Source organism: Candidatus Hodarchaeum mangrovi (genome assembly GCF_975850365.1).
This window is the reverse complement of the sequence record NZ_CDLCQJ010000133.1, coordinates 15,511-40,827: the sequence shown is the minus strand read 5'-3', so window position 1 is coordinate 40,827 and position 25,317 is coordinate 15,511. Positions and strand designations below refer to the sequence as shown.

The following is a 25,317-nucleotide window of genomic DNA, read 5'->3' as shown; positions in this document are numbered from 1 at the left end:
GTCCCCAATCCAGAAATTTATGGGTGTCTTGAGTTTAAGAACGATTTATTAGTTAAAATACATGAAAAAAGTCCAAAACCTATTAGTAACATGATTAATGCTGGAATTATGACCCTTCCTAGAACTATTTTCGATTTATACCCCGAAATTGTAATTTCTCCAAGAGGGGAAATTGAATTAACTGATATAGTTAATATGGCTATTTTAAAGGGATTTGAGTTTTCAATATTCCTTATCAAAGAACATTGGACTGATATTGGATATCCCTGGCATATTTTAGAAGCTAATGAAGCTTCTATGAAAGAATTAGTTCATAGAGCTCTCGAATCTAAATTTAATGGAGCAAATATCGAAGGTCCAGTTGAAATCAAGAATAATGTTGATTTAAAACCTGGTGTCTACATTCAAGGACCTGTATACATTGACGAAGGCGCCTTTATTGGCCCTAATTGTTATATTAGACCGTATTCTTACATTGGAAAGCATGTAAAAATTGGTAACGCTGTAGAAATAAAAAATAGTATTATTCTTGATAATACAACTATTGGACATCTCACCTATATTGGAGATTCGGTTATTGGTCGAAATTGCAATTTTGGTGCTGGAACTAAGGTGGCAAATTTAAAGCTTGAAAAAAACGAAATTAAAATGAATATAAAAGGGGAAAGACTTCAAACTGGTCATAGAAAACTAGGTATTATCATGGGTGACGGGGTTAGTACTGGAATCAATGCCTCCCTAATGCCTGGTGTTATTTTAGGAGAAAATTCTCAGATTGGAGCTCATACACTCGTTACTACTGATGTTCCAGCAAATACCATTTATTATTTTGATACGAAAAAGGGTTTAATGATAAAAAAACTTGGTAAGAGCAGAAATGACAAGTAAAATTAAAGAAATAAATGTAATTCAAAAACCCAAATCATCAATACAATGGCGAATAGGGCTAGTATATCCAAATTCGTATCAAGTTGGAATGTCAGGACTAACGATTAAGCTACTTTATTCTTTACTTAATCAACACCCAAATATTAGTACAGAAAGAATATTTTACTCAGCTAAGGATCCAAGATTGCCCACTTCCTTAGAAACGAAAAAAAACCTTCATCAATTTGATATCCTTGCTTTCACGTTTCAGTTTGAATTGGATTATATTAATGCAATACGAATGCTTCAACAGTCTAAAATACCAATTCTGTTACATGATAGATCTTCATCTTATCCTATTCTTATTGCAGGAGGACCCACGGTTACCATAAATCCAGGACCACTGCTTAAAATTTTTGATCTTTTCTTTATAGGGGAAATTGAAAGTGTTGTCCTTGAATTTCTTCAAACAATTGTTAACAGCAAATTTAAAAGTTTAAAGGATTCAATTTCCTCTATATCTGGTTTTTATTACCCTGATATTAAATTTGAGAAATGGTTTCCAGTAATTACACCTGATCTTGATAAAGTACCCTTTCCTACAGCTCAAGTTAGACCTTTAGTAAAAGAGAAGAAGAAAGGTAGTTTAAATGGGTTTTTTTTGCAAATAACAAGGGGTTGTCCGCATGGATGTCATTTCTGTTTAATTGGAAAAGCTTTTCGTCCAATGAGAGAACGTTCTTTAGCAAATCTTGAATTAATTATTAAAAAAGGAAGTATAGAAACACAAACTAATTTTTTTTCTCTTATTGGATCAAGTACAGCGGAATATAGCAAAATTGACCAATTAATTGATTTTTTTTCTTCTAAAAAGTTAAAATTTACTTTACCAAGTATTAGAATGGATTCAGGAATAAAATTTTTAGAAAAATTAAATTATTCAGGCCAAAAAAATCTTTCTGTTGCTCCTGAAACAGGTTCTGAAATATTACGAAAAAAAATAGGAAAAAATCTGTCGAATCAGCAGATCAAAGATTTTATAACGAATGCTGAACGCAATGGAATAAGAGAACTAAAATTTTATTATATTATAGGATTATCGGAAGACCCAGTAATAGAGGGACAACAAATAGCAGATTTTACACAAGAACTCGTGGATCTTTTTCCTTCTATTAGATTCAAATTATCAGTTAATCCATTAATTCCTAAATTAGGGACAAAACTCAGTTCACATCCAATTAATTATTCTTCAATTCAAGAGGGTCTTGAGTATCTAAAATTAAAGTTAAAATCTAAACATCAATTTAAAACATTTCCAATCGAATGGGCTACAATCCAAGCAATTTTATCTTTAGGAGGTCCAGAATTGACACCAATATTATCTTCAGTAGCTAATAATGGTGGCACTCTTCAATCATGGAAAAAGATCCTTAAAGGTAACCCTATAGAGTTTTTTAAATCAAATTATCAAAAATAAAAAATCTTTTCTTGCTATCTAGGTTGTGATTCAGTTACAGATTTAGCATCTTGAAGATATTGAATTACCTCTTTGAGATTACTCATTGGGGAAACCGGTGTTCCTGCAGAACGGGTATCACGAATATTATCCAATAATTTCTCTGCAAGAATTAAAAACCTTGGCACAGATTCCTTTGTATTAGAAATAAGTGATTCTAATAACTCTTCTGCTTCATCATATCTTTTTTGAGCAGTAAATAGGATAGCAGACAAATATTCTCCCTTAATACGACTTGGTATATCTTCAATTCTCTCTAAACCCCTTTCAATAACTTTTTGTGCCTCTAATAATAAATCATGATCTTCAGAGAGTCGAAATTCATGTAATAATATTTCACCATATTCTAATAATATTGTTGAATGTAATTTTTTACACTTATTTAATTCAGGTATTAAAGTAGAAATTATTTCTTTAGCTGTTCCAATATTTCGTTTCTTCAGTTCAAATTTCGATTTTACAAAATTAAAGTAAATCTGGATACAAGAATCTAAATCAGAGATATAAAGATTAATTTCATTCAGGTAGTTATTGATATTGTCCAAATGATTTAGTTCAATTAAAAGATCGATATGCTCAATTAAATAATATTTATAGAAATGACCGTCTTTAAAATTTGTACAATAAGAAAAAGCAGTCTCTGCCTGATCAATTGCTAATTTATTTTGGTTTAATAGAAAATAAACTTGAGCTAATCCATGATATGATTTTACCAGGTATATTTTACTTGAACATTTTTCAGCAATGATGATAACTGTTTTGAATAAAGCTTCCGAACTATGTAAATGACCCATTCTTAATTCAATGTAACCTTTCATTAAATACGGATAGAGATGCTGAGACCTCTTTTCTTCAGGTGAAATCTCATCTGCTAAATTTATAGCTTTGTTAGTATATTCTTGTAACATTTCTAGAGACTGCTTCGTCGAGTAATGACTTGCCAAGTTTGTATAAGCAATTAGTAATCGCTGCTTTGCATTAATTTTATTAAAGTGATATATTGCTTTTTTCATATTATCTATATAATTGGTATCCTCATGGAGATTTGCATAGTATATATATGTCAATCCAATAATTAAATTGTCCTTTCCTTCAATAGCAATGGTCAAGTAATCCAATTCTTCATCGATTATTGTTTTTTTATCCTTTTTATGCATAAATTGGGTGATTGGGATTGTTAAATGTTGATAAATTTTATTTCCATGAAATTTTTGAAGAAAAATTTCATCTATTTGTTTTTTGAATGAAATTAATTGATCAATCTTTTCTGAATTATTGAGAATTAATGCATAAGCCGTCGAAACTTCGAGTAGCCCTAACCAATCATTTTTTTCATTTAAAACGTCAATATTTTGCTCAATTAACGTAAACCCATCTTGGAAATTGAAAAATTCAGTTTGTGAAATCCCATAATAAATTAAGGATATTGAATCAGTTAATTCTGTATTAATTTTTTGCCCATATTCTTTGAAAAATTCAATATCAGCAAACAACCACGCAGTTTTGATTAATGCTGCCCATATCTCTTGTGGTAAAGAATCATGATTAAAAATTAGGTAATTTAGGAATTTATACCACGAAAGTAAATCATTTTTTATTTCATTCTTGAAATATTCTCGATTCTTATTCAATAATGTTTTTTTCCACTTATCGGTTAATCGATTTAAGATGAGAGCTATTTCAGATGGTATTTCTTGAGAACTTTTCACAATTTCCGTTATGAGAGAATAAATATAAACCTTAACGTACAATTATACGTATCTATCAATGTAAAGTGAATTCAGTATAATTTTTTTATTTTTTACATTGAGTTAAATTGTATCGAATAAAGGGTATTTAAAAAGTAAAATATTAGCTTCAAAATAATTTAGAAAAAAAAAAGTAAAAGGAGAACTAATTCTAATGGGTGTCTTAATAGGGATAGTAGGAAAACCGTCTAGTGGAAAAACGACTTTTTTAAATGCATTATGTGGGACATCAGCAAAAACAGGAGATTACCCCTTTACGACGATTGATCCAAACCAAGGAGTTGGTTTTGTCACAACACCCTGTGTATGTAATGAATTAAATGTTACTTGTCAACCTAGAAATTCTGAATGTATCGACAGAATTCGAAAAATTCCAATAAAACTTATTGACGTAGCAGGATTAGTTCCAGGTGCTTATAAAGGAAGGGGGATGGGTAATCAGTTTCTTGCAGATCTTGCTCAAGCTGATATCCTAATTCATGTAGTAGATGCTTCAGGTTCTCTTAATGAAGAAGGAGAAAATGTAGAACCAGGAAGTCACGATCCAATGATTGATATTTCTTTTTTGGAAGATGAAATCACCCAATGGATGAACGGAATACTCAAAAAAGATTGGAATCGGGCTATTAGAAAGGCTCAAACTGAACAAAAGAATATAATAGATTTTATCACTGAAAAATTCACGGGGTTAAAAATTACCAAATCGGACATTTTACACGCAGTTAATGAATCAAATTTAGACTTAAAGAACGTTCAGAATTGGACCGATGAAGAAATTCTTAAACTTTGTAATTCTGTTCAAAAAATTGGAAAACCAATACTTATTGCAGCAAATAAAATAGATAAACCAACTTCCAAGTCTCATCTTGAAAATCTGCAAAATATGTTTGGAAATTTTGTTATTCCAACTACTGCACTAACTGATCTAGTTTTAAAGAATTTAAATACGCAAAGAAAGATAAATTACATCTCTGAAAGTGGAAAATTAGAAATTATTGATGAATTATCTACTAAAGAACAGCAGATTATATTAAAGATTGAGAAAGAAATATTACTTCCTTATAAAACAACAGGTGTTTTTGAGACTCTTAACAGGGCTGTTTTTGATGTTTTAAAATTAATCCCAGTCTATCCTGTGGCAGATAGCACGCATTATAGTGATCAAGATGGCCGTATCCTTCCGGAAGTTTTTTTAGTAAAAGAGGGTACGACTGTTAAGGAACTTGCTGGTATTATTCATCAAGACTTGTTCAAAAACTTCATTTACGGAGTCGACGCTAAAACAAACAGAAAATTATCTGATAAATCTGTGATTAAATTTGGAGACGTAATTCGTATTGTTGCAGCAGTATAATAAAAAAAATTCAATCAAATTCTTCTAAGTCTCTAGATAAAGAGTATCTTTTTTTAATTACATGTTTGGTAGATATTTCCCCTGCTTTCTGAAAATAATAATTAGGTCCTCTCAAAGGTCCAAAGCTTCTAATTCCATCTTTTTTTATTTTTTCCCTTATTTCGGTAGCAATTTGAGAAGTAATTTTCTTTTGGTTTTCTAGAAAGTCAACTAACTCGTTTCCTTCAGCTTCTGTTTTTGCTCTGGCCAAATAATCAAATATATCTGGTTCGTAATTAGTAAAAGGATCAAATGTTGAATCATTTTGAGTTTTGAAGCCATTAGTTTCAACACTTTGTTCATCAATCTTTATTTTCATTACTTCTTTATTGATTTCTTGATAAAGAGCAGGAAAATGCTCCTTGAGTTTTTCAAGAGGAATTTTTTGTTCAAATGATAGAGTTTCAAACTCCAGGTCATCTTTTTCATTCGTTTTCTCTATGAAATCCTTTTTTTTAGGAGATCTTCCCATTTAAATCCTTCCAATTATTATTTAATCAAATATTTCATTATTAACACAAAATACAGGACGATTTCCTTGTAGAACAAATCTTATCTGTTCAGCAATAATTTCACCAGCTCTTTCTTGAGCCTCTATGGTTGAAGCAGCAATGTGAGGAGATACATAAACATTTTCTAACTCAAATAATTTATTTTCTTTGGCAGGTTCAATTTCAAATACGTCCAAAGCTACTCCTTTTATTCTTCGCTCAATTAAAGCTTCATATAAAGCTTTTTCGTCAATTATACCTCCACGAGCGCAATTTATGATAAAAGAGGAGGATTTCATAATAGATAATTCTTTTTCACCAATCATTCCGTATGTTTCATCAGTCAATAGAGCATGGATTGAAACAAAGTCAGAAGTTGCAAGAACATAATTGAGGTCATTAAAAAGTTCAACATTAATTGATTTAGCTATTTCTTTAGGGAGATAAGGATCATAGGCAATACATCTCATCCCAAAAGCTTGTGCCCGTTTTGCAACTTCAGCTCCAATCCTACCACAGCCTATAAATCCTAATGTTTTTGCATATAATTCTGTGCCCATTAAAGCATTTTTTGGCCATCTTCCAAGCTTTGTTTGATAATTAGCATCAACTAATTTACGACTTAATGCAAGCATAAAACCAAGGGACATTTCAGCAACAGAAATCGTTGAGGCGTGAGGTGAATTAACTACAGCAATTTTCCTTTCTGTAGCAGCTACAACATCAATATTGTCTATTCCTACACCAGCTCTTCCTATAGCTTTTAGGTTAGTTCCTTTTTCAATTACTAACCGAGGTACTTTAGTTGCGCTTCGTACAATTAGTGCATGAAATTTAGAAATTTCATCTATTAATTCATTTGGAGAATAATGATGGACTACTACGTCATAATCAGCTTTAAGAAGTTTTACTGCAGAGTTAGCGATTTCATCTGCTATTAATATCTTCATTTTAATATCTCCTATAAGAGCAGATCTTTTTAACAGTTATTTATATTGTAATTATCTGATTTCGAGAAAGAACTTAAATCATTTATATTTCTACGTTATTTAATCTTTTTAAAGCTTGAAAGAAATCTGTTCGTATTTATTCAAAATATATTCATTATCCATCATTAAATAATAAATTTTAATTAAACTTAGTAAGCGTTTAAAACACTACAAAACAACGCCAGATTAAAGTATCTCCACTTTGGAATGTTGCGGAGAGAACACAAATCTCATTTTCGCAGAACCTAAAGGAGGATTTTCAATGAATGCTTATAAATATGTGTCAAAATTTTGGAAAGAACAAAAAGAAGATTTTAAACAATTACGAATAGCAAGACTAATCGAATGGCGTAGGGAACCAAGTCTGGTTAGAATTGACCACCCAACACGAGTTGATCGTGCTCGTGCATTAGGATATCGTCGGAAAAAAGGTTTCATCTTGGTTCGTACTCGAGTTCCAAGAGGTGGAAGAAGAAAACAACGTCCTGTAATGGGAAGACGTTCAAAGCGAATGGGTGTTAAGCGCCTTACTCCAAAAAAATCAAGACAATGGATTGCTGAAGAAAGAGCTGCACGTCGTTTTAGAAATCTAAGAGTTTTAAACAGCTATCCAGTACATGAAGATGGTCTTTCACGATGGTTTGAAGTAATAATGGTAGATCCGAATGCTCCAGAAATAATTTCAGATTCTAAAATCAATTGGATATGCAATTCGAGTCATAAAGGGCGAGTGTTTCGAGGGAAAACCTCTGCAGGTAAAAAATCTCGAGGTTTAAGGCGAAGAGGAAAAGGATCAGAACATTTAAGACCATCTTATGATCGTTGATTATAGAAATAACTCTTTATCGAGCTATTACTTAGGTAAAAGCATTTAATTAAAAAATATAATTAAAAATAGTTGTCAATTTTTTTAAAAGATCCCTGAAAGATCATTAATTAAAGTGTATAAAATGGTTCGCGTATTCGTTGACACTTTAAATCCAAACCAATATACATCAGAAACTGAACTACTTACTTGTGTGAAATTGGTTAGAGCATTTAATTTTTCAGTGATTTGGTTAAGTAATTTACCCACTTCTCTATTTGATCAAATCAAAAAAAATTACCAAACTAAGAACTTTTTAATTTATCCAAGACTTGATCTAGACACAAGAAAAGAAAATAAAGAGGATATTGTCCATTTATTAAGGCAAAATAGAAGGAAATATCCTATTATTGGTATTGAATGTACAACTCCAGATATTGCAGCTTGGGCAGCTCAAGACAATCGTATTGATATATTAAAATTTCCAGTTCTTCAATTTAATAAACTTTTTTCACTTTCTGTTGGAAATTTAATGCAAAAATTCAATAAATTTTTAGAAGTACCACTATCAACTTTATATGCCTCATCTGAAAGAATTCATATCCCTATAATACGCGAAACAAGATTTGCGCTCAGTAGAGCTGTTAAAAAAGGTATACCTATTATATTTAATTCATCAGGTTCTAAACCAACTGATCAACGAAATCCACTTGAATTAGCCGCTTTGGGGCATATTCTTTGTCTAGACTCTCAGAAAGCTTTAGATGGCATAAGTACTATACCAAACACGCTTTTAGAGCACAATCTAAAAAAAATTGATTCAAATTACATCATGCCAGGTGTTTTTCGTTTTAATATTGATCAAAACGAGGAAGAATAAATCGTGATAAAAGAACGTACCCGTTACATTGTTATCAGATTCATTAGTTCCAGCCTTATGAATGAACGGGACGCATGGAAAGCAGTTTCCTCAGAAATTCGGAAACTTTATGGAGTTTATGGCGCAGCTAGAGTAGGACTTTATCTATCGTATTATGATTTTGACCTTCAAACTGGAATCTTTCGATCATCTCATAATTGTATACCTCATGTTCGTGTAGGACTTTGTTATATCCACAATTATAATAATCGTTACCTTTATGCATTCTCAGATTATGTTTCTGGAACATTAAAAAAATGTAAAGAATATTTAAAGAATCCTAAAAGCCAAATAATATATTCAAACCTTCGAGAACTCCTTCTCACACAAGAAGAACCCTTAAAACACAATGATGAGTATTACTAATCTGATTTTGATGATACCGTCCCAGACTGAGTGTTTTGAGGGAAATTCTTAAATTTAAAGAAATTTATACTTAATTTAGTCCGTATATCTAATTTTTAAATTAAGATTGTTAACCACAAAACCTGAAAAAGATGAATCTACATTATTCATGATTTAAAGATAAAAGATTTCTTAATTTTGCCCTTGAATTATTGAGAATTTGGCAAATACTACTCATTCTGCATTAATATGTATAAATACAAAAGAATTAAACCATTTAGACAAAGCAGGAATAATGTAAACCATTGATCATAGATCAGAATCGAAGTTACTAAAAATGCTATTAGAATAGCCCCAATTTCTAAAAGTCCTGTTCTTCGCCCACTATATTCTTTAACACTTGTATAGACCAGAAGAGTAGAGAAGAACATTATTCCCCAAATAGCTAAATGAAGAAGAACAAGCAATGGCTGAAAATTTCCTTCGAAAAGGATTATTTCCACCATTATAAATTGGAAAATCGTATTTTCAAGAATATCTGGAAAAAAAAGAAATGAAAATTCAAATAATACACACATTGTAAGTATTAAACTGGACAGAATCAGTGTGCGTGCATCTCTAGAAGCCCATATATTTCGATAAAGAACTTTCATCTTATACTTGTCCTCTTAAAAGAAAATTTTCTCATTCAGATTAAAAGAGCCTATAATGGACGACTTTAGAATGTACCTTTTGTGTTTTCTCGAATACTTTATTTTTACTAAAATCTTTTTGTAGAATTTTATTAAAAATAAGTTTAATTCCCCTAAAGGAAGATTTTTCCATCTTATTAAAACAGATTCCAAAAAGTATTGCCAAAATATAACGTTTTATTCCTTAAAATATTTTTAAACAGAATTTTTAAAATACAAAATCCTAAACTTGAAACTTAAATCCTTTAAAACTTGGTACAATAAGAATTAAGGAAGCAAATAAAGAAAGAAAGCGAATCTTTATAAGTAATTGAAATACTAGTCAATAGGCAAAGCTTAGCAAAGACTTCCTTTTTGTCTTTGATCGGAAAGGTATATTTAATTTACTTTAATCCCTATGAATAATCTTGCTTAGCTATAGAGAGTAACGATCTTAGAATATAAAAATCTCCGTATGCAGTCAAATTTGCGTGGCCCTGAAAAATGAAGATAGTTCTATTAGGTCCTTATAACAGTGGAAAATCAACAACAGTACACCAGATTTGCGGTGGATCAGCTATTTCTATTGATTATGGTGGTACAACTGTTGCATTAGATCACTGTAAAACCGAAATTTATGGTGTAAAAGTCTTTTTATTTGGGACACCAGGACTACAGCGTTTTGAAGTAATTCGAAAGATCTTGAGTAAGGGGGCAGATGGAGTTTTATTTGTAGTCGATTCAGTAAATGTGGCCTCCTTTGAAGAGGCAAGTAAATTATTACTAGAGGTAAATCAAATCCTTCCAAGTGTTCCTATAATTTTATGTGCAAACAAACAAGATATAATTGGTGCTAAGACTCCCGATGAAGTAGCTAATGCTGTTTTAGGTAAAAATTCCGATAAAATTACAGTAATTGGAACTTCTGCGAAATCTGGAGAAAATATTGAACGTGCTCTAGGAATGATAGTCTTAAATGCAATAAAACAATACTATGATGTTCTTCTTGCAGTTAAACATTCAACAGGCAATCTCAAAGATATAGCTCAAAATCTACGGCAATCAGAAGATAAAGTACTTTCCCAGCTTCAATTCGCCTCTTGGAGGCGTCTTATTCTTGCTGATTGGGATAATCAAATATTTAATTTACCTAAAGGAGTTGCTAACATCACAGATATTCTCGAATTTGGTCATAAACAAATCTAAATATTGTTGGTGGAAAAATGGTAGAAAAACCTGATGTTTATATTTGTCAGAATAAAAATTGTGAAAATAGATTCCAGAAAGCTGAATTTATAACATTAGAGGAAGACGGTATCTATATTACCAAACCTTCATGCCCAAAATGTGGATCCACAGATCTTATATCTTCTGCTTGGTTAATTCGTGAATAACCTAGGGTGGTGTCGAATATGAGCTTTTTAATTAGCTCACAAAGAAACCAAGAACGTGATGCGCTCTCGGAACTCTATTATGTGATTACTGATGTCTTAGATTATAAAACAAAACCTCTAAAATCACGTGTACCAGGTTTATCGCTACTCACGCTTCAAGATGAGGAAATCCATCCATTTCAGGTAGTTTTAAAAATCCGTGAATATATTGAAGAAAATGGTCCACTCATTGCCTGTTTAAGAATAACTCCGTTAGAACATTTATTTAAGACTGATATCTTACAGATCACTAATCATGCTTATGAATTAGTCCAAAAGAAAGTTACAAGAGAAAATACTTGGGCAATCGTATTACGTAAGCGACAAACTAATCTTAGATCAAAGGAAGTTATTTCAGCTGTTGCTGATAAAATAACATGGGGAACTGTTAAACTTACCGACCCCGATTATGAAATCCGAATAGAAATCATTCGAGATTTATCTGGAATAAGTGTGATGAAGCCAAAAACAGAAATCAAGACTTCAGATTATCTGAGAAGAATCTAGTATAAAAAGGCTTTATCCCAGTGCTAACAGTGCTATTCTTTGCAATAACACAGTTTCAATTCCCTGATAAGATAAATTATCCTTAATATAACCTTCTTGGATGAATTTCTTTGAAAAGTATTCATATTTTTCTGCTGTGGGATTAAGGATTTTTTTATTTAATTCTAGACTATATAAAGATAATAATTCATTAAAAGCTAAATGGATATTATGATGATTTGAACCTATTATAATTCCTAGTACTTTTCTTGTACCTTCCTTCAGTCCATACTCCTCAATAGCTTTACTTATTTGCCTCTCACCAGCGAGGTATAATAATAACTCAATTGCCAATGTATTAGAAATTAGATGATTATTTTTAAGCGCATTTATCGAATGCCAAACTGCTGACTCAATGTGCGCCAAGCTCCAAATATTTAAAGAATCCAGCATTTGGATTGCAACAAGAGAGTTATTGTCGCTTAATTCCTTGAGTTTTTGTCCCAATGAATATAACTCAATCTTGGACTTCAATTCTCCTTCAAAAATTAGCACTGAATATGTTTGTATTTTTTTCAAAATATATAAAGCTATAATTAACCCACTCCAGGACTTTCAGGTGGAAATTTATCATGTAACACAATTTTAAATTCAATTAAATAAGTAAATGTATTTCAAAATTAATTAAGATATACCACTGGTTTAACTCATGATGAAATTTAAAGTATTAAAGTGGCAAGATATAGATAGACTAGCAAGAACGTGTTTTCATTTGATAAAAAAAGATGGATACAACCCAGAAATAATCATTGGTATTAGTAGAGGGGGATGGATACCAGCTAGATTACTAAGTGATATGTTCGAAGCAGAGGTTCCTCTCCAGAAAAAAACAGGCACTTCAATTCTAGCAACAATGCAGATTAGATTTTATACTGCAATAGCAGAAACACATACTCGCCCTGTAATAGCACAAGATGTTGGTGTTGATATTTATAATAAAAAAATCTTATTGGTTGATGATTTAGCAGATACAGGTGAAAGTCTTGAAATTGCATTGGAATATTTAAAGCTTAAAAGCCCAAAAGAAATAAGAATTGCCACTCTTTTATATAAACCTTGGTCCAAGATAAAACCAGACTATTTTGTAGAGGAATCCACTGAATGGGTTGTTTTTCCACATGAATATTATGAATTTATGACAGAACGAACACTTTCTGAACAATATGATAAGACTCGGGCATGGGCAACATTTCTTGAACTGGGAATCCCAGATTCTTCTGTTAACTTTTTTGTTGAAAATTTTCTGTGAGGGAAACTTAGTAATCTTACGAGACAAGAGCTTTTGAATATTTGACAAATAAGTATAAAATGACTATAAATACCTCATAAATCCATTTAGGGTTGATCTTATGCAACTTTTACTTATCCATTCACATGGTTTTGCTTGGAAAATAAATGAAAAAGCTATCAAAGATCCTGAACCATTAGATGAAGTTTTAGGCGAATACAGTACAGAGAGTTCTGTTTTAATTGTCTTTATATCAGTTGAAGTTGAAGACACTAAAAATAGAGATAAAGTAATTCTACAAGGTTCAGATGAGATCATACATGCGTTAAACGATATAAAAGAAACTAATGTTATTATTTATCCTTGGGTGCATCTAACTAAAACTAATCCAGCCAGGTCATCAGAAGCTTTGGAGATGTTAAGGGAACTAACTACAAATATAAAAATAAAAAACCGAAAACTGAACATTATTCGTGCTCCATTTGGTTACTATAAAAGTTTTTCAATAAATTGCAAAGGACACGCCCTTGCAGAACGTTCAAAAGAGATTTTGGGCGATATAGATATTAAATCTTCAATTGAAGTTACCAAAGCTTTGGAAGCTGAAGATCAAACAAAATCAGAATTTTTTATACTTACTGAATTTGGGGAAAAAGTAAATTTCAGAGATTTTAATTATAACCAACATAAAGAACTTGATGTTTTTGTGAAATATGAAACTGCTAAAGATAGGTCAATAAGTACTCCTCCAAAACATGTGGACCTGATGAAGAAACTTGAATTAATCGATTATGAATCAGGAAGTGATTCGGGAAACTTTCGAATTCTTCCAAGAGGATTTGTTGTAAAAAGATTGATAGAAGACCAAGTTTTGAAGATAGCAGCTCAATATGGAGCTATGATTGTTGAAACACCTTTAATGTACTCTTATGAACATCCTTCTCTTAAAAAATATTTAGAAAGATTCCCTGCACGTCAATATGTAGTTAAATCTGGTGATAAAGATTACTTCCTACGTTTTGCTGCTTGTTTTGGTCAATTCTTAACTTTGTCAGATGCTCTGATAAGTTATCGTCAGCTTCCTGTTAAAATTTTTGAACTTGCACAATCTTTCAGACGAGAACAACGTGGAGAATTAGCGGGAATTCGCCGTCTTCGGGCCTTCACGATGCCTGATCTTCATACGGTCGCTTTAGACATTGACATGGCAAAAGCTGAATTCGAGACACAATTTAAAATGGCTTTTAAGTATATGAAAGACATTGATATTACTTTTGAGACTGCCTTTCGTATGACTTACGATTTCTATGAAGAAAACCATGATTGGATTAAGGCAATGGTTCAAAGCCTGAATAAACCAGTATTACTTGAGCTATTTAACATTAGGTATGCTTATTTTATTCTAAAGTTTGAATTTAATGTTGTAGATGCACAAAAAAAGGCAGCAGCATTATCAACAGTTCAGATCGATGTTGAAAATGCTGAAAGGTTCAATATCAAATATATAAATGATCAGGGGCAGGATAGTTATCCTCTACTACTCCATTGTTCATTATCTGGTTCAACAGAACGAGTTATTTATGCTATTCTTGAAGAACAAATTAAACGAATAGAAAAAGGCCAAAAACCACAATTTCCTTTGTGGCTAGCACCTATTCAAGTTAGAATCATTCCTGTGACTGATGATCTTACTTCTTATGCATTAGAGATCTCAGAGTATCTTGAAAGTCGAGGGATTCGTATTGAAATAGATGATAGAGATCTTTCTTTAAGTAAAAAAATTAGAGCAGCAGAAAAGCTTTGGACCCCTTATGTAATTGTTATTGGAAAAAAGGAATTTGAAGATAAAACTGTTAATGTTAGATCTCGTCAAAAGAAAAAACAAGAAACACTTTCATTAAAGGCATTAGAAGTGCTAATTAAAGAACAAGTAAAGGATAAACCGATTATTGCAAGAGTCTTCCCAAAATTAGTCTCAAAACAACCGATTTTTACCCGAGAGGTATAAAAAATAAGGAGAGAATTTCTAGTTTTAAAACAAACAGTTTTTAATGATGGACTTAATTTCTTAATTACAAACTAAGTCAAAACTCTTACTTTATTTAATGATTAATTCATTAATCATTGAAGAAAAAATCAAGAAAACGACCTATTTCACTTAAAATTTACAATGTAAAGCACCTAATTACTTTAATAATTCATCGATTAATTTATTATTTTGATTAAAAAAGGAGATTTTGTATGCCAACAAAAATATTCGGTCGTGAAATAGAAAATCAGATGACCTTCGTTGGATTAGCTAATGCAGGGAAAACAACATTAGTAAGAAGATTGAAAGGACAAGATAACCTAGAAACTGTTCCTACGATGGGTATGAATATTGAAACACTAAAAATTGGAGATATTGAGGTCATGGCTGCTGATCTGGGGGGTCAGGTTACATATCCAACTAGTTTATGGGAACCTTTCGTAACCAAGTCAGTAGGAATTGTGTTTGTTTTTGATTCAGCAGATAAATCAAAAGTTGAAGAAGCAGGGAAATGGTTGCAACAAGTAATTAAATGGGCCCCAGAAGACTCAGCTTTTCTTTTCCTAGCTAATAAACAAGATTTAGCTGAAGCAATGCCTTTAGAGAAGATAATTGAATCATTAGGGTTAGAAAGAGAAATTAGTATGCGACCAAGGACATTTGCAGTATATCCTTGCTCAGCACTTACAGGAGAAGGAGTTGATGAACCCTGGCAGTGGATGAGTGAAAGATTTCGCATTATAATAACACGGAAGAACAAATAGGTGCCCAAAAATGAGCTTTTTAACCAAACTTAGAGCAAAATTTGCCAAAGAACGTCTAACAGTCAAAATTGCATGGTTAGGGCTAGATCACGCAGGTAAAACAACGATTGTTAAAAGAATTACATCGGGTGAATTTGACAGTAGCACATTTAGAACTCTCGGAATGAATGTTGATGAATTCAGCTCGGGAAATGTAAGGTTTATTTCGTGGGACATTGGAGGGCAAGAAGCATTCCGTGAATCATTGTGGGAAAGTTACATGGCAGGTTCCATGGGAATAGTGTATGTGATTGATTCAGCTGATAAAGCACGATATGAAGAAGCAAGAAAGGAATTATGGAAGTATGTTCTTAACAATGATCGCGTTCAAAATATTCCTATATTGGTTTTAGCAAATAAACAAGATTTAGAAAATGCTGGTTCTGCAGGAGAAGTAGCTCGAGCTCTCAATCTCCACAAAGTTACCACACATTCTTATGCAATTGTACCAACTTCAGCGAAAACTGGATTCAATGTTGAAGAAGGACTTGAGTGGCTTCGACAACGTGTAACTGAAAAATTAGAAACCCTATAGAATTTAAAATTTTCTCTTCTGATCTAATTTCGAGTTTTTTTCATTACAGTTTTATCAAATACTTGGTCAACCCTCTCACACAAAGCCATAAATGTTATGTATAACTGTTCAAGGTCTAAATCCTTATTTATCTTGACGTATATTCGAATAGAAGGATCATCTGAGGAATCTATAGAAATTCGAACAAGATTGTTTCGCAATTTATGTATATTTTTCAGGAGAGTTTTATCTGAAAGAAAATACAATCCTGATCGGCTTGATGATGCTTTCCAAATATATGTCTCATCAAGCTGTCTCACCCCTAATTCTATTTCATCGAGAGTAAATAGCAAATCTTGGTGTTTCTTAATTTGTCCTTCTTCTTTCTTAGGAATTATTTGAATTTTGGTTGATGTTTTTCCACGTTTAGGATTAGCTTCTAATGCAATATAATCTTTAGCTCCTGAAAACCAAGAAATAATAACAGATAGCATTAAATGACGTTCTTCGAGAGCAAATACAACACGAAAGTCCTTAAAGGGAATTACAGCAGATTTTTTGTATTTAGGAAATAAAAGGCCCCCATTTGAACTCATCTGCTCCATAATGAGATCTTCGAACTCTTTTGAGAATACTTGGATTAAAGACTCCTGTGTTATCCTCATAATCTTGCGATTCTTCCTTTTTCCTGACCACCAAAGGTAGAACGTAAAGAAAAGTACTGCAGCTGGACCTAAAAAAACAAAAAAATAGTCAATTATTGTATAATCAGTTGCTGAACCGCTTTGAAGGAAAAAATGAGCTATTTGACCACTAATACGCTTATAAAAACTAAAAGATAATGATGTGGACACCATTTTTTATTATTCCTTTGAAAAACAATTAATATCTCGAAACAACTTATATTTAACCTAAATTAGTCTTTTGATTTTATGATATAGCTAGCTATTTCGTTATAAATAAAGGGTGAAATCCCATTTTCTCCTTTTACTTGATAACATGTAAAATCAGCACATTGATTATTAATTCTTGTTGGATCTAAAACTAGTGCCACAGATAGTGGATTATGAACTTGAAAGGAATAAATATGAGTTGTTAAATCAGTTGGAGAAAGAAACAATCCATATCCTGGATGAGAATGCCACCATCCAATGCAATGATTATTTTCATTAAGAAGATCCTCAAAAGACTTGAAATCATCATCTGAAAAAGATACTGAGACTTCGTCGCCAGTGGATATATGAATTACTTTTTCTACCAAAAGTTCACCTTTCCTAATTTCTCTCCCTCCGAGAAGACCGATAGCTTCGTTAGGTATAGATCGTACGGAAAAATCGGTCATCTTTTGAATGTGTTTCCAGTAGATCGAAACCGATTTTACTTTAATATCTAATTTAACAATCTTTTTCTTGTCTTTGTTCTTTGATGAAGGTTTCTTAACCTCATTTAGATGATTTTTTTGATTATTTTTTTCGTTGCTAGATTCTAAAGGCATTCGAATTTCCTCTAGTTCAGCTATGCTTCTTTGTCCAATCGGAAGCTTTTTCCCAGTAAGCCCGAAAGTTTTCTTTCATCTCTTTTCCTGCTTCTGGATTAAATGGATCCTCTGGATCAACAAGATACTCAGGAAAGTCAGCATTATCAACACTTTCATATATATCCAACATCATTTCAATATGTTCAAATACACTGGGTAAAGTAATCGTTTCTTTCCAGCCGCCTGGTTTCCCCAAATTATTCCAATTCACCAAGCTTAAACATACATTAGATCCCCAAGTCCATTTTGTTTTTCCAACAGCAATATTCGGATGCCAGATAGGTGTTATAAAGTTAACAATGGGAGGTTTGAACGGATACTCGGGTGGTAAATCTACTGTAATATCCCATTTTCCACCTTCAAATGGTGTCCCAGTTTTACCAAAAATAGTCGCACGATAATGATGAAGGTCATTATCGATTATTTTCCATTTAATATGACTGGATTTTGGTGGAAATATCTTTAACATTCTCTTAAATTCTTCTCTTAACCTTCTTGAATGCAGGTCTTGCATAGCTATCTCACTTCGGTAATAACTTAGAGTTCGATATAATGGATCTCTTAAAACACTCATTCAGTCCTCAATATTTAAAAGGTTGCCTTATTTATGGTTGAATTGCACCAGAATGAGCTATCTTTTTAAGGTCTGTATTCTAAGTCATCATACAAAGAATCGTATTCATCCGAGATGAATTAATTAATAAATCCTTCAACCCTATCTATAATCTGTAAGTTAAATAAAACAATATCTTAGTCATAATTAATTAAGATTTAAAATTAGCTTCCGTAAAAAACACATAAAATTATCTTTGGTGAGAATGTATGGATTTCGAAATTCAGAGTAATATTGCGCAGTGTAATGGTTGTGGTGCTCCTCTCTCTCAAAAACCCATTTTTCAATTTCCTGTGAAGTGTGATTATTGTGATCTTACAAATTACATAAAACGGTCCTCTTTCACAGCTGAAAATGAATCGATTGTCGATGATGAATTAAAAGCTGAATCTTACTATTTGATTTACCAAGAAGGGCAAAAAGTATTAGAAAACTTTCCTGGTGAATATATTGGGGATGAGATTGGAAAAATCAGAATCAAAATGCAAGTAGGGGCCTATGCATTTCCATTGCTCGTAGTTTTAGATGATCTGCCTGCTCGTCCATATATCGATGGACCCAGTCAACTTCGAGAAATTCTAGATTGTGAACTCAACGATTTACCGTCGATGAAATCTTGGACTCCTAATTCTTCAAGCATTCTCAACGTATTAGAAGAAATCTACAAGCTTGCGGAGGATAAAATTCCAAAAGCCTTAGGGGAGGTTGATGTAAGCATAAAAAAACCTGAATTTTCAACAGTTGAATATGAAAAAGACCCACTTATCAAAAAAATCCTTACAAACTATGATTCAACGGTTAGTACAAAAGATATTATTGTAAAATTCTATGCACAAGATGGGGAAATCATTAATTTAATTATCAAAAGAAAAAAGAACTATCCGATAGGGCTCGAAAGTGAACTACTAAACACATATCCGCTCATTAAAGGTCCTTTAGAGGATTATGCAAAAGGTAGAATTGATCTTTTAACAACTCTATCCGAAATTGAACGTTTACTATATGTCTAATTTAATAAAAGGTGATAATATTGTCTAAAAAAGATGTTATATGGGATAATTCAGTCAGAAAAGGTCCCTCCGATTCAAGTATAGAAAAAATGGTGAAAGTACGTTTTAAAGATCCTCAGCTCCCTCCAGATCAAAACGTTCGTGAAAAATATATCAATATGAATGGGAGCGTTTTTCAAGCTATTGGAGCAGCTCGTGATGCGTTCAATATTCCTGAAGTAGTGCCAATTGCTCTATTATACAAAGGTAGACGCATGAATCCATCAAATAGCTTATCAAGTTACAACATTGAAGAAAATGCAATGCTTATGATTGTCCCTGATCAGATTAAGGGTGGATAATACCTTTTCTTTTTATTTAAAAGGATTATTTCAATGTCACAAGAAGATCAATATAACTTGCGGTATGATAGACAAGAACGATTAGTTTTATGGGATCAAAAATTAATCCAGAATAGTTCAGTTCTTGTTGTGGGCATAGGTGGCACTGGAAGTGAGGTTATAAAAAATCTGTCACTCCTAGGCGTTGGAAAATTAATTTTGGTTGATGTTGATACAATTGAATATTCAAATCTAAATCGTCAAATGCTCTTTCGAGAAACAGATATTGGAAAGAGTAAAGCAGAAGTTGCGAAAGATAGAATTAGTACGATGTTCAATAAACAAGTAAATGTTGAAGCATTTTCAATTAAAATCCAAGACATCCCTACTGAAATTTTTGAAGAAGTTGACATTATTGCTGGATGCGTGGATAATTTTTTAGCTCGTCAATATATTAATTCATTAGCAATTGAATTATCTAAACCATATATTGATTCTGCTACTGATGGATACATTGGACAAGTTCAATATATTCAGAAGAATTTTTCATCTTGTTTAGCATGTGACAATCCTCCCCCACCAGATGAAACAAATATTTGGACAGCTCCATGTACATTGGTTGGAACTCCGAGAATTCGTGAACATTGTGCTTGGAAGGCTCTTTATTCCTTTTATACAAGATATAATCGAGAGCCCAGAGAAAATTCTAATAAAGATATGAAATTTCTTCAGAAAATTGCAAATAATTGCACAAAAAATCACAAATTTCCTAGTTATGATATCAAAGAATTAAAACAACTCATACTTACTCATATTCCAAGTATAATAACTGTCAATTCAGTAATTAGTGGTATTCAATCTCAATTGATAATTAACACACTTTTTTTTGAAAAAAGGTCTTCTCTTAAAAGAAAAGATCAAAAAATCTTGAGAAGATTACGAAAATCGGAGAGGTTCCAGATTCCTTCTTTAACTATTTATTCAGGACTTACAGGCACTTTTTCCACTTTTAAACTATTAGCAGATCCCGATTGTTTTGTTTGTGGAAATAGGGGAATAAATTCAGATCAAATATCAATGATCCATGTAAATCCAGATAATAGATTCAGAGAAATTGTTCAGGAAGTAAATAATAAATATGAAGATGAATTCTTAGCATTTAGAGGAAATAAACATCTGAATGAGGGAGATATAATAAAGGATATTCTCTCGAATGGGGATCGAATAACTTTTTCACCCTTATATGGTGAAAAAGACAAAAGAATTAAAGTTATATTTGAGAAAAAAAATAATTAATTATCAGAGGGTAAGAAAAGACGAATTGTTTCCCTCTTTTTGGGTTCTACTGAAGATAGAACTGGATTTATATAAGGTTCTTTATAACCCAATTCTTGTTTTTCTTCTAGAGTAAGTTTTTTATAAATATCATTATATATTTCATCTTTACTTCGTTGATGAACACTTTTATGCCGTAAATAACTTCGAACGTGGAGAGGCTGTTCAATTTTTATCGTTGATCGCTTTCCACATTTGGGACAATACCAATTCCCTGATACAGGAGACTCATGTGGAATATATCCACAATTTATACATCTAAATTCTGAATGACTCATATTTCAAAACCTAAGATATTCTTGAAAATGTATTACAGTTTTATAAAAGATTTCAAATAAAAACTTCATTCAAAAAAATTGATCCAGAATAATTTAGAATTTAATTAACAAAATATAAATGATTATAGATGACGATTTGCTTGAAGATGTTCTCGAGCTTATTGGATGAATAATATGTTTCGAAAAAAAGAGGATAAATGGCTAGATTTCGCTCAGAAACTGACAGAACCTGTGTCTCTTCAATCTTTTGATAGCTCAGAAGACCTTCAAAAAATCGCTCTCTTTATAAGAAAAAGCATTAGTGAAAAAGTGTTGAATGGAATTTTAACACCAGATGATGATTTTTACATTCCGCTTTCTTACATTAATGAATTAATTGAACATAATTTAACCCAAAAAGGAAATGTAGACATTTGTGATTTGATTGATGCAACCAATTTACCTGGAGAGATCCTAGAGATTGTGATGTTTCAATCACTTCAGAAATATGATGGATTCTTTGACCGGATTCGAAGATATTTTTTTACACCAAATGGAGCTATGATTTTTCTGCAGAATATACTAGGAAAAACAGGAAGTATAGACCTCAAATTTCTTTTAAAACAAATCAATTGGTCCGAAGAACACTTAGAAGCCATTTTAGATTTAATGGCACAACAAGGAACCTTTTACGGATATATAGATCCATTAAACAATCGTATATATAATCTAACTTTTTTAGATTTTTCGACTCCAAACCAAATTGAGAAAAATATCCAGTTTTTCGAACGTTTTCTCAATACTACCTTTATTCTTGAACCAGAAATATCTCTAAAGACTCTTAGCAGGTTATTTAGAATTGATATTGAAAAATGCCAAAAAATGTTAAAAGAAAATTGTAAAGGAATACCTTTCCTTTTTTCTTCTGATCAACAACATATATACTCAATAAGCCATATGGTTTCGCAAATACTCTTTGATATCTATATTTATCGTCATATTCCGATTGAATTCTGGTTACAACGCTTTAATATTGAATATTTAGAGTTTATTTCATTTTTAAATAAAATAAATAAAAGTTTAGATGGGATTATTAGAGAGAATGTCTATATTTCTCCGCGATTAGAAATCTGGCTAGATAGAGGAATAGATGTAGAATCAATTGCACGTAATCTTAATTTAGATACTGATTTATTATTAAATGTAATCATAAATTTATCCTTAGTCCTTGGTTTTCGTATTATTGCTGGTGAAAGTTCCTCTCCATTTCTCATTCGAGGTGTGAAGAAGTTTGAAGTATTTTGTCAAATTGATACTTCTTCTTATTCAGATCCAAATCTTTATTATGAGTGTCAAAATTGCCGAAGGATTGTATGTTCTGATTGCAGACCCTTAAATAGTAAACATGAATGTCCATTTTGTGGGAATATCGCTGCATTTATTATAGACCTTCCTAGGAATTGTCCTGACTGTAGAATAACATATACACATTCTTTCAACCTTGTTAGTGCTGAGCAGTGTTATTTTTGCAAAAAAGGACCACTGAAAAATGGATGGTATTTAGATGAATTTTCAAAACTTGACTCGCCCCCTAGTTTGAATTTCAATTTAAAATTTTTAATAGAAGATAAAAAAACAAGGAAAGTTCCCCTTCAAGAGATTTTTAGAGAGATTAAAGATTCAGAATCTAATATAATAAGAGAAATTGAGGATTTAATTATTTATGGAGAGATAAATGGGTATATTGACATTCCATCTACTTCTATCATTCTTGAAAAGTTTGGTTTTAAGTTCGATTGTAGCATATGTAATCTAGCTAATCATTCAGCAATTGGATTTCAGTGCATATCATGCAGAAATAATATCTGTGCTAATTGTTATGAGGAAATCAAAGCTGTAGGGGTAACTACATGTCCAGATTGTGGAGGTTCCCTCCAAACTCGGAAAATGTAAAGGCTGGTTATTAAAATTGAGCCTTTAGTTTAGCTAATTTTTTTGAATATTTATCTGTTAGTTCTTTGTATCGTTCTTCTGATAATTTTCCTGTTAAGAACATTTCATCAGCTTGTTCTATCATATGTTCATACTTCTTTATCAGTTCAGAAACTTCATTCATGGTTTTACGTGCTTCATCCAATTCTTTTTGGGTTTCTAAAACCTGTTTTTCAATCTCATATGAAAGTAGGGCTTGGTACTCATCTGGTACTTTAAAACCCCCAATATCTAATCCTACAAGTTCTAAACCCCATCTAGATGTCTCAGGAGCTAGTTCGGATTTCGTTTGAATAGCTAAAGTCCTTCTTTCCTTTAATAATTCAGGAACGGTATAACGTGACATAACATGTTTAACTGCAGAGGTAATTGTCTGTTTAACCCAGTTTCTTAATTCTTCACTAGTATAATATTGTTTATGTGATACAATATTCATAATAAAATTCCGAGGATTTACTACTCTCATACGAGAGATGCCAAAACATCCAACCATAATATTATCAGTTGTATAAACTCCAGGACTACCCCATTTAATAACAAATTCTCGTTTTGTAACCCAGATAATTTCACTACCAGGTTTTTTTGCATCTTTATCAAGTTCATATATTCCGCTTCCAGCAACGCCTACGAGAGTCCCTGATTGAAGGAGGATAGCATTTTCTGGATCTTTTACGATGAATCCGTCTATTTTACGAAAATTTTCTACATCATCAGATTTTATCCTCCATATTAAAGCATCAGATCCAAATTGAGAGCCAAGAATTGTCTTTCCTTTGAACGTTTTTGTACCAATATGAACTGCATCCCCGATTTTACGAAATAATCCACCAAATCTTTCTGTATCAACTTCAGTCATTTTTCATTACCTACCAATTATCTTCTCCATACAATCCAGGGAAGAAATACTGATCCCCAGAATCAAGACTAGATACTTTTCGAGCTATTTTCTGATTTACAAGGCTTTCAAGGACACGATCAACACGTTGTTGATCCCATTTTGTTCCCAAGATAACCTCCTCATATGTTACAAACCCTTTTTTTGATGCTAAAGAAAATATTTTCTTTGCATCTTCTCCTAAATTAACAGGTATAAATTCTACTATTTTAACCCCAGATCTTTTTGTAAGACCCGAAATTAGGTCTTGTTTAGCTAGAATCTTACAAACTTCTTCTAGATCCTTTGTTGAAAAATTAATATCTGGAACTTGCTCTTTAAGGGCAGCATAAAGATTTGCAAGAGATATATACCCCCCAGAGCTAGCACGAAGATTTTTTCCAAAACTTAAAATAAGATCTCCTAGTGAAGATTTGAATTTCTCTTTACCAAATATTTTAGGCTTTTTAACGGCATCTAATGCAGTAATTGTTAACGCGCGTCCCTCTTTTTTAAGGAGTTCTTGTTCTAGCTGAATTATTCTAGCTTCGTAACGTTTACTTAAATCTTGAATCGCCTCTGTTGATACAGGAGCACCATCAGCTAGTTTTTGTTGGACATGGATCACTTCACCTAATCGGAATACTTGATCTTTTATCTCCCTGATTTCTAATTTGACATCAACTTCTTCCTCTCTGAATTCAAGAGATTCACATAACTTTAAAGACAATTCTGTTATTCGATCACACAGAATAGAGGTTAATAACTGTGCTACTCGGATCTCACCACTTGCTTTAAGATTTGATTTTGTATTATCTGGACGAATTATAAAATCAGGAATAGTTTCAGCAATATACCTATATTCTTCGAACTCAGTATAAATCTTTAAAACTACGTCAGCCATACTTCGGGCATTAATAGAAACAGTATTATTTAACTGAGTTAAGGCATTACTAGCCTTTAACAGATAATCCTTCATTCTTATGATCACCATATTTTATTAAATTGAACAACAGAAATTATCAGCATAATTTAAAAAGTTTTTATTACTGATAAGTTTATTTTACCTTTGGTAACGTTTC

The 25,317-nt window shown here is 31.9% G+C and carries 28 protein-coding genes; 17 read left to right on the top strand and 11 right to left on the bottom strand.

Annotated features, from left to right (window positions below; translation table 11 throughout):
- On the top strand, positions 1-888 hold an 888-nt coding region (gene glmU / locus ACWVCY_RS12725; protein WP_455143207.1), incomplete at its 5' end, for a bifunctional sugar-1-phosphate nucleotidylyltransferase/acetyltransferase.
- On the top strand, positions 878-2,344 hold the full coding sequence (locus ACWVCY_RS12720) for a B12-binding domain-containing radical SAM protein (RefSeq protein ID WP_455143206.1): 1,467 nt from the start codon (positions 878-880) through the stop codon (positions 2,342-2,344). The genes glmU and ACWVCY_RS12720, both read left to right, overlap by 11 nt.
- 14 nt (positions 2,345-2,358) lie before the next feature.
- Here the strand turns inward: ACWVCY_RS12720 and ACWVCY_RS12715 are convergent, their stop codons facing one another.
- Positions 2,359-4,092 carry a hypothetical protein gene (locus ACWVCY_RS12715; RefSeq protein ID WP_455143205.1) on the bottom strand — a complete coding sequence of 578 codons (1,734 nt, stop codon included), beginning with the start codon at positions 4,090-4,092 and terminating at the stop codon, positions 2,359-2,361.
- 193 nt (positions 4,093-4,285) lie between these two features.
- On the opposite strand from ACWVCY_RS12715, the gene ychF reads away from it, so the two are divergent.
- Positions 4,286-5,485, top strand: a complete 1,200-nt coding sequence (ychF, locus tag ACWVCY_RS12710) for a YchF-related putative GTPase (protein ID WP_455143204.1) — start codon at positions 4,286-4,288, stop codon at positions 5,483-5,485.
- 10 nt (positions 5,486-5,495) lie between these two features.
- Here ychF and ACWVCY_RS12705 read toward each other — a convergent pair whose 3' ends face one another.
- Entirely contained in the window at positions 5,496-5,996 is a 501-nt protein-coding gene (locus tag ACWVCY_RS12705; protein ID WP_455143203.1) for a DUF2095 family protein, read from the bottom strand.
- Between the two features lie 21 nt (positions 5,997-6,017).
- The gene (locus ACWVCY_RS12700) at positions 6,018-6,965 is read right to left on the bottom strand and encodes a hydroxyacid dehydrogenase (RefSeq protein ID WP_455143202.1); all 948 of its coding nucleotides are present in this window, start codon (positions 6,963-6,965) and stop codon (positions 6,018-6,020) included.
- Positions 6,966-7,266: 301 nt separating this feature from the next.
- On the opposite strand from ACWVCY_RS12700, the gene ACWVCY_RS12695 reads away from it, so the two are divergent.
- The 3 genes from ACWVCY_RS12695 to ACWVCY_RS12685 all read left to right on the top strand — a co-directional run bounded on the left by ACWVCY_RS12695 (position 7,267) and on the right by ACWVCY_RS12685 (position 9,094).
- Positions 7,267-7,830: a 50S ribosomal protein L15e gene (locus ACWVCY_RS12695; RefSeq protein WP_455143201.1), complete on the top strand. Its 564-nt coding sequence runs from the start codon at positions 7,267-7,269 to the stop codon at positions 7,828-7,830.
- Between the two features lie 124 nt (positions 7,831-7,954).
- Positions 7,955-8,689 carry an RNase P subunit p30 family protein gene (locus ACWVCY_RS12690; RefSeq protein ID WP_455143200.1) on the top strand — a complete coding sequence of 245 codons (735 nt, stop codon included), beginning with the start codon at positions 7,955-7,957 and terminating at the stop codon, positions 8,687-8,689.
- Positions 8,690-8,692: 3 nt separating this feature from the next.
- Positions 8,693-9,094 carry an Rpp14/Pop5 family protein gene (locus ACWVCY_RS12685; protein ID WP_455143199.1) on the top strand — a complete coding sequence of 134 codons (402 nt, stop codon included), beginning with the start codon at positions 8,693-8,695 and terminating at the stop codon, positions 9,092-9,094.
- A 209-nt stretch (positions 9,095-9,303) separates the two neighbouring features.
- On the opposite strand, the gene ACWVCY_RS12680 is transcribed toward ACWVCY_RS12685, so the two are convergent.
- Entirely contained in the window at positions 9,304-9,726 is a 423-nt protein-coding gene (locus tag ACWVCY_RS12680) for a hypothetical protein (RefSeq protein WP_455143198.1), read from the bottom strand.
- A gap of 522 nt (positions 9,727-10,248) precedes the next feature.
- Between ACWVCY_RS12680 and ACWVCY_RS12675 the strand changes: the two genes are divergently transcribed.
- From ACWVCY_RS12675 to ACWVCY_RS12665, 3 genes are read left to right on the top strand one after another with little or no spacing between them, the layout of a single operon-like run.
- Positions 10,249-10,950 carry a GTP-binding protein gene (locus ACWVCY_RS12675; protein ID WP_455143197.1) on the top strand — a complete coding sequence of 234 codons (702 nt, stop codon included), beginning with the start codon at positions 10,249-10,251 and terminating at the stop codon, positions 10,948-10,950.
- A gap of 17 nt (positions 10,951-10,967) precedes the next feature.
- Positions 10,968-11,138, top strand: a complete 171-nt coding sequence (locus ACWVCY_RS12670) for a hypothetical protein (protein WP_455143196.1) — start codon at positions 10,968-10,970, stop codon at positions 11,136-11,138.
- Positions 11,139-11,156: 18 nt separating this feature from the next.
- Entirely contained in the window at positions 11,157-11,684 is a 528-nt protein-coding gene (locus ACWVCY_RS12665; RefSeq protein ID WP_455143195.1) for a THUMP domain-containing protein, read from the top strand.
- A 12-nt stretch (positions 11,685-11,696) separates the two neighbouring features.
- On the opposite strand, the gene cgi121 is transcribed toward ACWVCY_RS12665, so the two are convergent.
- The gene (gene cgi121, locus ACWVCY_RS12660; RefSeq protein ID WP_455143194.1) at positions 11,697-12,197 is read right to left on the bottom strand and encodes a KEOPS complex subunit Cgi121; all 501 of its coding nucleotides are present in this window, start codon (positions 12,195-12,197) and stop codon (positions 11,697-11,699) included.
- Positions 12,198-12,375: 178 nt separating this feature from the next.
- On the opposite strand from cgi121, the gene ACWVCY_RS12655 reads away from it, so the two are divergent.
- The 4 genes from ACWVCY_RS12655 to ACWVCY_RS12640 all read left to right on the top strand — a co-directional run bounded on the left by ACWVCY_RS12655 (position 12,376) and on the right by ACWVCY_RS12640 (position 16,318).
- Positions 12,376-12,972: a phosphoribosyltransferase gene (locus ACWVCY_RS12655; RefSeq protein ID WP_455143193.1), complete on the top strand. Its 597-nt coding sequence runs from the start codon at positions 12,376-12,378 to the stop codon at positions 12,970-12,972.
- A gap of 100 nt (positions 12,973-13,072) precedes the next feature.
- The gene (locus ACWVCY_RS12650) at positions 13,073-14,959 is read left to right on the top strand and encodes a threonine--tRNA ligase (RefSeq protein ID WP_455143192.1); all 1,887 of its coding nucleotides are present in this window, start codon (positions 13,073-13,075) and stop codon (positions 14,957-14,959) included.
- Between the two features lie 233 nt (positions 14,960-15,192).
- On the top strand, positions 15,193-15,744 hold the full coding sequence (locus ACWVCY_RS12645; RefSeq protein ID WP_455143191.1) for an ADP-ribosylation factor family protein: 552 nt from the start codon (positions 15,193-15,195) through the stop codon (positions 15,742-15,744).
- A gap of 10 nt (positions 15,745-15,754) precedes the next feature.
- On the top strand, positions 15,755-16,318 hold the full coding sequence (locus tag ACWVCY_RS12640; protein ID WP_455143190.1) for an ADP-ribosylation factor family protein: 564 nt from the start codon (positions 15,755-15,757) through the stop codon (positions 16,316-16,318).
- A gap of 23 nt (positions 16,319-16,341) precedes the next feature.
- On the opposite strand, the gene ACWVCY_RS12635 is transcribed toward ACWVCY_RS12640, so the two are convergent.
- Genes ACWVCY_RS12635 through ACWVCY_RS12625 form a run of 3 tightly spaced genes read right to left on the bottom strand, consistent with a single transcriptional unit; the run spans position 16,342 to position 18,408 of the window.
- A complete protein-coding gene (locus ACWVCY_RS12635) occupies positions 16,342-17,154 on the bottom strand; it encodes a hypothetical protein (RefSeq protein WP_455143189.1) in 813 nt (270 codons plus the stop codon).
- Positions 17,155-17,213: 59 nt separating this feature from the next.
- Positions 17,214-17,792, bottom strand: coding sequence for a Mov34/MPN/PAD-1 family protein (locus ACWVCY_RS12630; RefSeq protein WP_455143188.1), 579 nt, complete (start codon positions 17,790-17,792; stop codon positions 17,214-17,216).
- 16 nt (positions 17,793-17,808) lie between these two features.
- The gene (locus tag ACWVCY_RS12625; RefSeq protein WP_455143187.1) at positions 17,809-18,408 is read right to left on the bottom strand and encodes a ubiquitin-conjugating enzyme family protein; all 600 of its coding nucleotides are present in this window, start codon (positions 18,406-18,408) and stop codon (positions 17,809-17,811) included.
- 248 nt (positions 18,409-18,656) lie between these two features.
- Here ACWVCY_RS12625 and ACWVCY_RS12620 point away from each other — a divergent pair, with 248 nt between their 5' ends.
- Genes ACWVCY_RS12620 through ACWVCY_RS12610 form a run of 3 tightly spaced genes read left to right on the top strand, consistent with a single transcriptional unit; the run spans position 18,657 to position 21,073 of the window.
- On the top strand, positions 18,657-19,457 hold the full coding sequence (locus ACWVCY_RS12620) for a hypothetical protein (protein ID WP_455143186.1): 801 nt from the start codon (positions 18,657-18,659) through the stop codon (positions 19,455-19,457).
- Between the two features lie 20 nt (positions 19,458-19,477).
- Positions 19,478-19,798, top strand: a complete 321-nt coding sequence (locus ACWVCY_RS12615) for a hypothetical protein (protein WP_455143185.1) — start codon at positions 19,478-19,480, stop codon at positions 19,796-19,798.
- Positions 19,799-19,831: 33 nt separating this feature from the next.
- Positions 19,832-21,073: a ThiF family adenylyltransferase gene (locus ACWVCY_RS12610; RefSeq protein ID WP_455143184.1), complete on the top strand. Its 1,242-nt coding sequence runs from the start codon at positions 19,832-19,834 to the stop codon at positions 21,071-21,073.
- Here the strand turns inward: ACWVCY_RS12610 and ACWVCY_RS12605 are convergent.
- Positions 21,070-21,390 carry a hypothetical protein gene (locus ACWVCY_RS12605; protein WP_455143183.1) on the bottom strand — a complete coding sequence of 107 codons (321 nt, stop codon included), beginning with the start codon at positions 21,388-21,390 and terminating at the stop codon, positions 21,070-21,072. The genes ACWVCY_RS12610 and ACWVCY_RS12605 overlap by 4 nt on opposite strands.
- Positions 21,391-21,564: 174 nt before the next feature.
- Between ACWVCY_RS12605 and ACWVCY_RS12600 the strand changes: the two genes are divergently transcribed.
- Positions 21,565-23,322: a hypothetical protein gene (locus ACWVCY_RS12600; RefSeq protein ID WP_455143182.1), complete on the top strand. Its 1,758-nt coding sequence runs from the start codon at positions 21,565-21,567 to the stop codon at positions 23,320-23,322.
- Between the two features lie 10 nt (positions 23,323-23,332).
- Here ACWVCY_RS12600 and ACWVCY_RS12595 read toward each other — a convergent pair whose 3' ends face one another.
- A complete protein-coding gene (locus ACWVCY_RS12595) occupies positions 23,333-24,217 on the bottom strand; it encodes an SPFH domain-containing protein (protein WP_455143181.1) in 885 nt (294 codons plus the stop codon).
- Positions 24,218-24,227: 10 nt separating this feature from the next.
- Positions 24,228-25,214, bottom strand: coding sequence for a hypothetical protein (locus ACWVCY_RS12590; protein ID WP_455143180.1), 987 nt, complete (start codon positions 25,212-25,214; stop codon positions 24,228-24,230).
- Positions 25,215-25,317: the final 103 nt, after the last annotated feature.

Bases quoted from the DNA above. Each gene is read 5' to 3' on its own strand.
- ACWVCY_RS12650 (WP_455143192.1), top strand. From the start codon at position 13,073: ATGCAACTTTTACTTATCCATTCACATGGTTTTGCTTGGAAAATAAAT.
- ACWVCY_RS12605 (WP_455143183.1), bottom strand. From the start codon at position 21,390: ATGAGTCATTCAGAATTTAGATGTATAAATTGTGGATATATTCCACAT.
- ACWVCY_RS12600 (WP_455143182.1), top strand. From the start codon at position 21,565: ATGTTTCGAAAAAAAGAGGATAAATGGCTAGATTTCGCTCAGAAACTG.
- ACWVCY_RS12675 (WP_455143197.1), top strand. From the start codon at position 10,249: ATGAAGATAGTTCTATTAGGTCCTTATAACAGTGGAAAATCAACAACA.
- ACWVCY_RS12720 (WP_455143206.1), top strand. From the start codon at position 878: ATGACAAGTAAAATTAAAGAAATAAATGTAATTCAAAAACCCAAATCA.
- ACWVCY_RS12630 (WP_455143188.1), bottom strand. From the start codon at position 17,792: ATGCCTTTAGAATCTAGCAACGAAAAAAATAATCAAAAAAATCATCTA.
- ACWVCY_RS12645 (WP_455143191.1), top strand. From the start codon at position 15,193: ATGCCAACAAAAATATTCGGTCGTGAAATAGAAAATCAGATGACCTTC.
- ACWVCY_RS12595 (WP_455143181.1), bottom strand. From the start codon at position 24,217: ATGACTGAAGTTGATACAGAAAGATTTGGTGGATTATTTCGTAAAATC.
- ACWVCY_RS12610 (WP_455143184.1), top strand. From the start codon at position 19,832: ATGTCACAAGAAGATCAATATAACTTGCGGTATGATAGACAAGAACGA.
- ACWVCY_RS12705 (WP_455143203.1), bottom strand. From the start codon at position 5,996: ATGGGAAGATCTCCTAAAAAAAAGGATTTCATAGAGAAAACGAATGAA.
- ACWVCY_RS12665 (WP_455143195.1), top strand. From the start codon at position 11,157: ATGAGCTTTTTAATTAGCTCACAAAGAAACCAAGAACGTGATGCGCTC.
- ACWVCY_RS12680 (WP_455143198.1), bottom strand. From the start codon at position 9,726: ATGAAAGTTCTTTATCGAAATATATGGGCTTCTAGAGATGCACGCACA.
- ACWVCY_RS12640 (WP_455143190.1), top strand. From the start codon at position 15,755: ATGAGCTTTTTAACCAAACTTAGAGCAAAATTTGCCAAAGAACGTCTA.
- ACWVCY_RS12590 (WP_455143180.1), bottom strand. From the start codon at position 25,214: ATGAAGGATTATCTGTTAAAGGCTAGTAATGCCTTAACTCAGTTAAAT.
- ychF (WP_455143204.1), top strand. From the start codon at position 4,286: ATGGGTGTCTTAATAGGGATAGTAGGAAAACCGTCTAGTGGAAAAACG.
- ACWVCY_RS12635 (WP_455143189.1), bottom strand. From the start codon at position 17,154: ATGGTGTCCACATCATTATCTTTTAGTTTTTATAAGCGTATTAGTGGT.
- ACWVCY_RS12670 (WP_455143196.1), top strand. From the start codon at position 10,968: ATGGTAGAAAAACCTGATGTTTATATTTGTCAGAATAAAAATTGTGAA.
- ACWVCY_RS12700 (WP_455143202.1), bottom strand. From the start codon at position 6,965: ATGAAGATATTAATAGCAGATGAAATCGCTAACTCTGCAGTAAAACTT.
- ACWVCY_RS12695 (WP_455143201.1), top strand. From the start codon at position 7,267: ATGAATGCTTATAAATATGTGTCAAAATTTTGGAAAGAACAAAAAGAA.
- ACWVCY_RS12690 (WP_455143200.1), top strand. From the start codon at position 7,955: ATGGTTCGCGTATTCGTTGACACTTTAAATCCAAACCAATATACATCA.
- ACWVCY_RS12655 (WP_455143193.1), top strand. From the start codon at position 12,376: ATGAAATTTAAAGTATTAAAGTGGCAAGATATAGATAGACTAGCAAGA.
- ACWVCY_RS12625 (WP_455143187.1), bottom strand. From the start codon at position 18,408: ATGAGTGTTTTAAGAGATCCATTATATCGAACTCTAAGTTATTACCGA.
- ACWVCY_RS12620 (WP_455143186.1), top strand. From the start codon at position 18,657: ATGGATTTCGAAATTCAGAGTAATATTGCGCAGTGTAATGGTTGTGGT.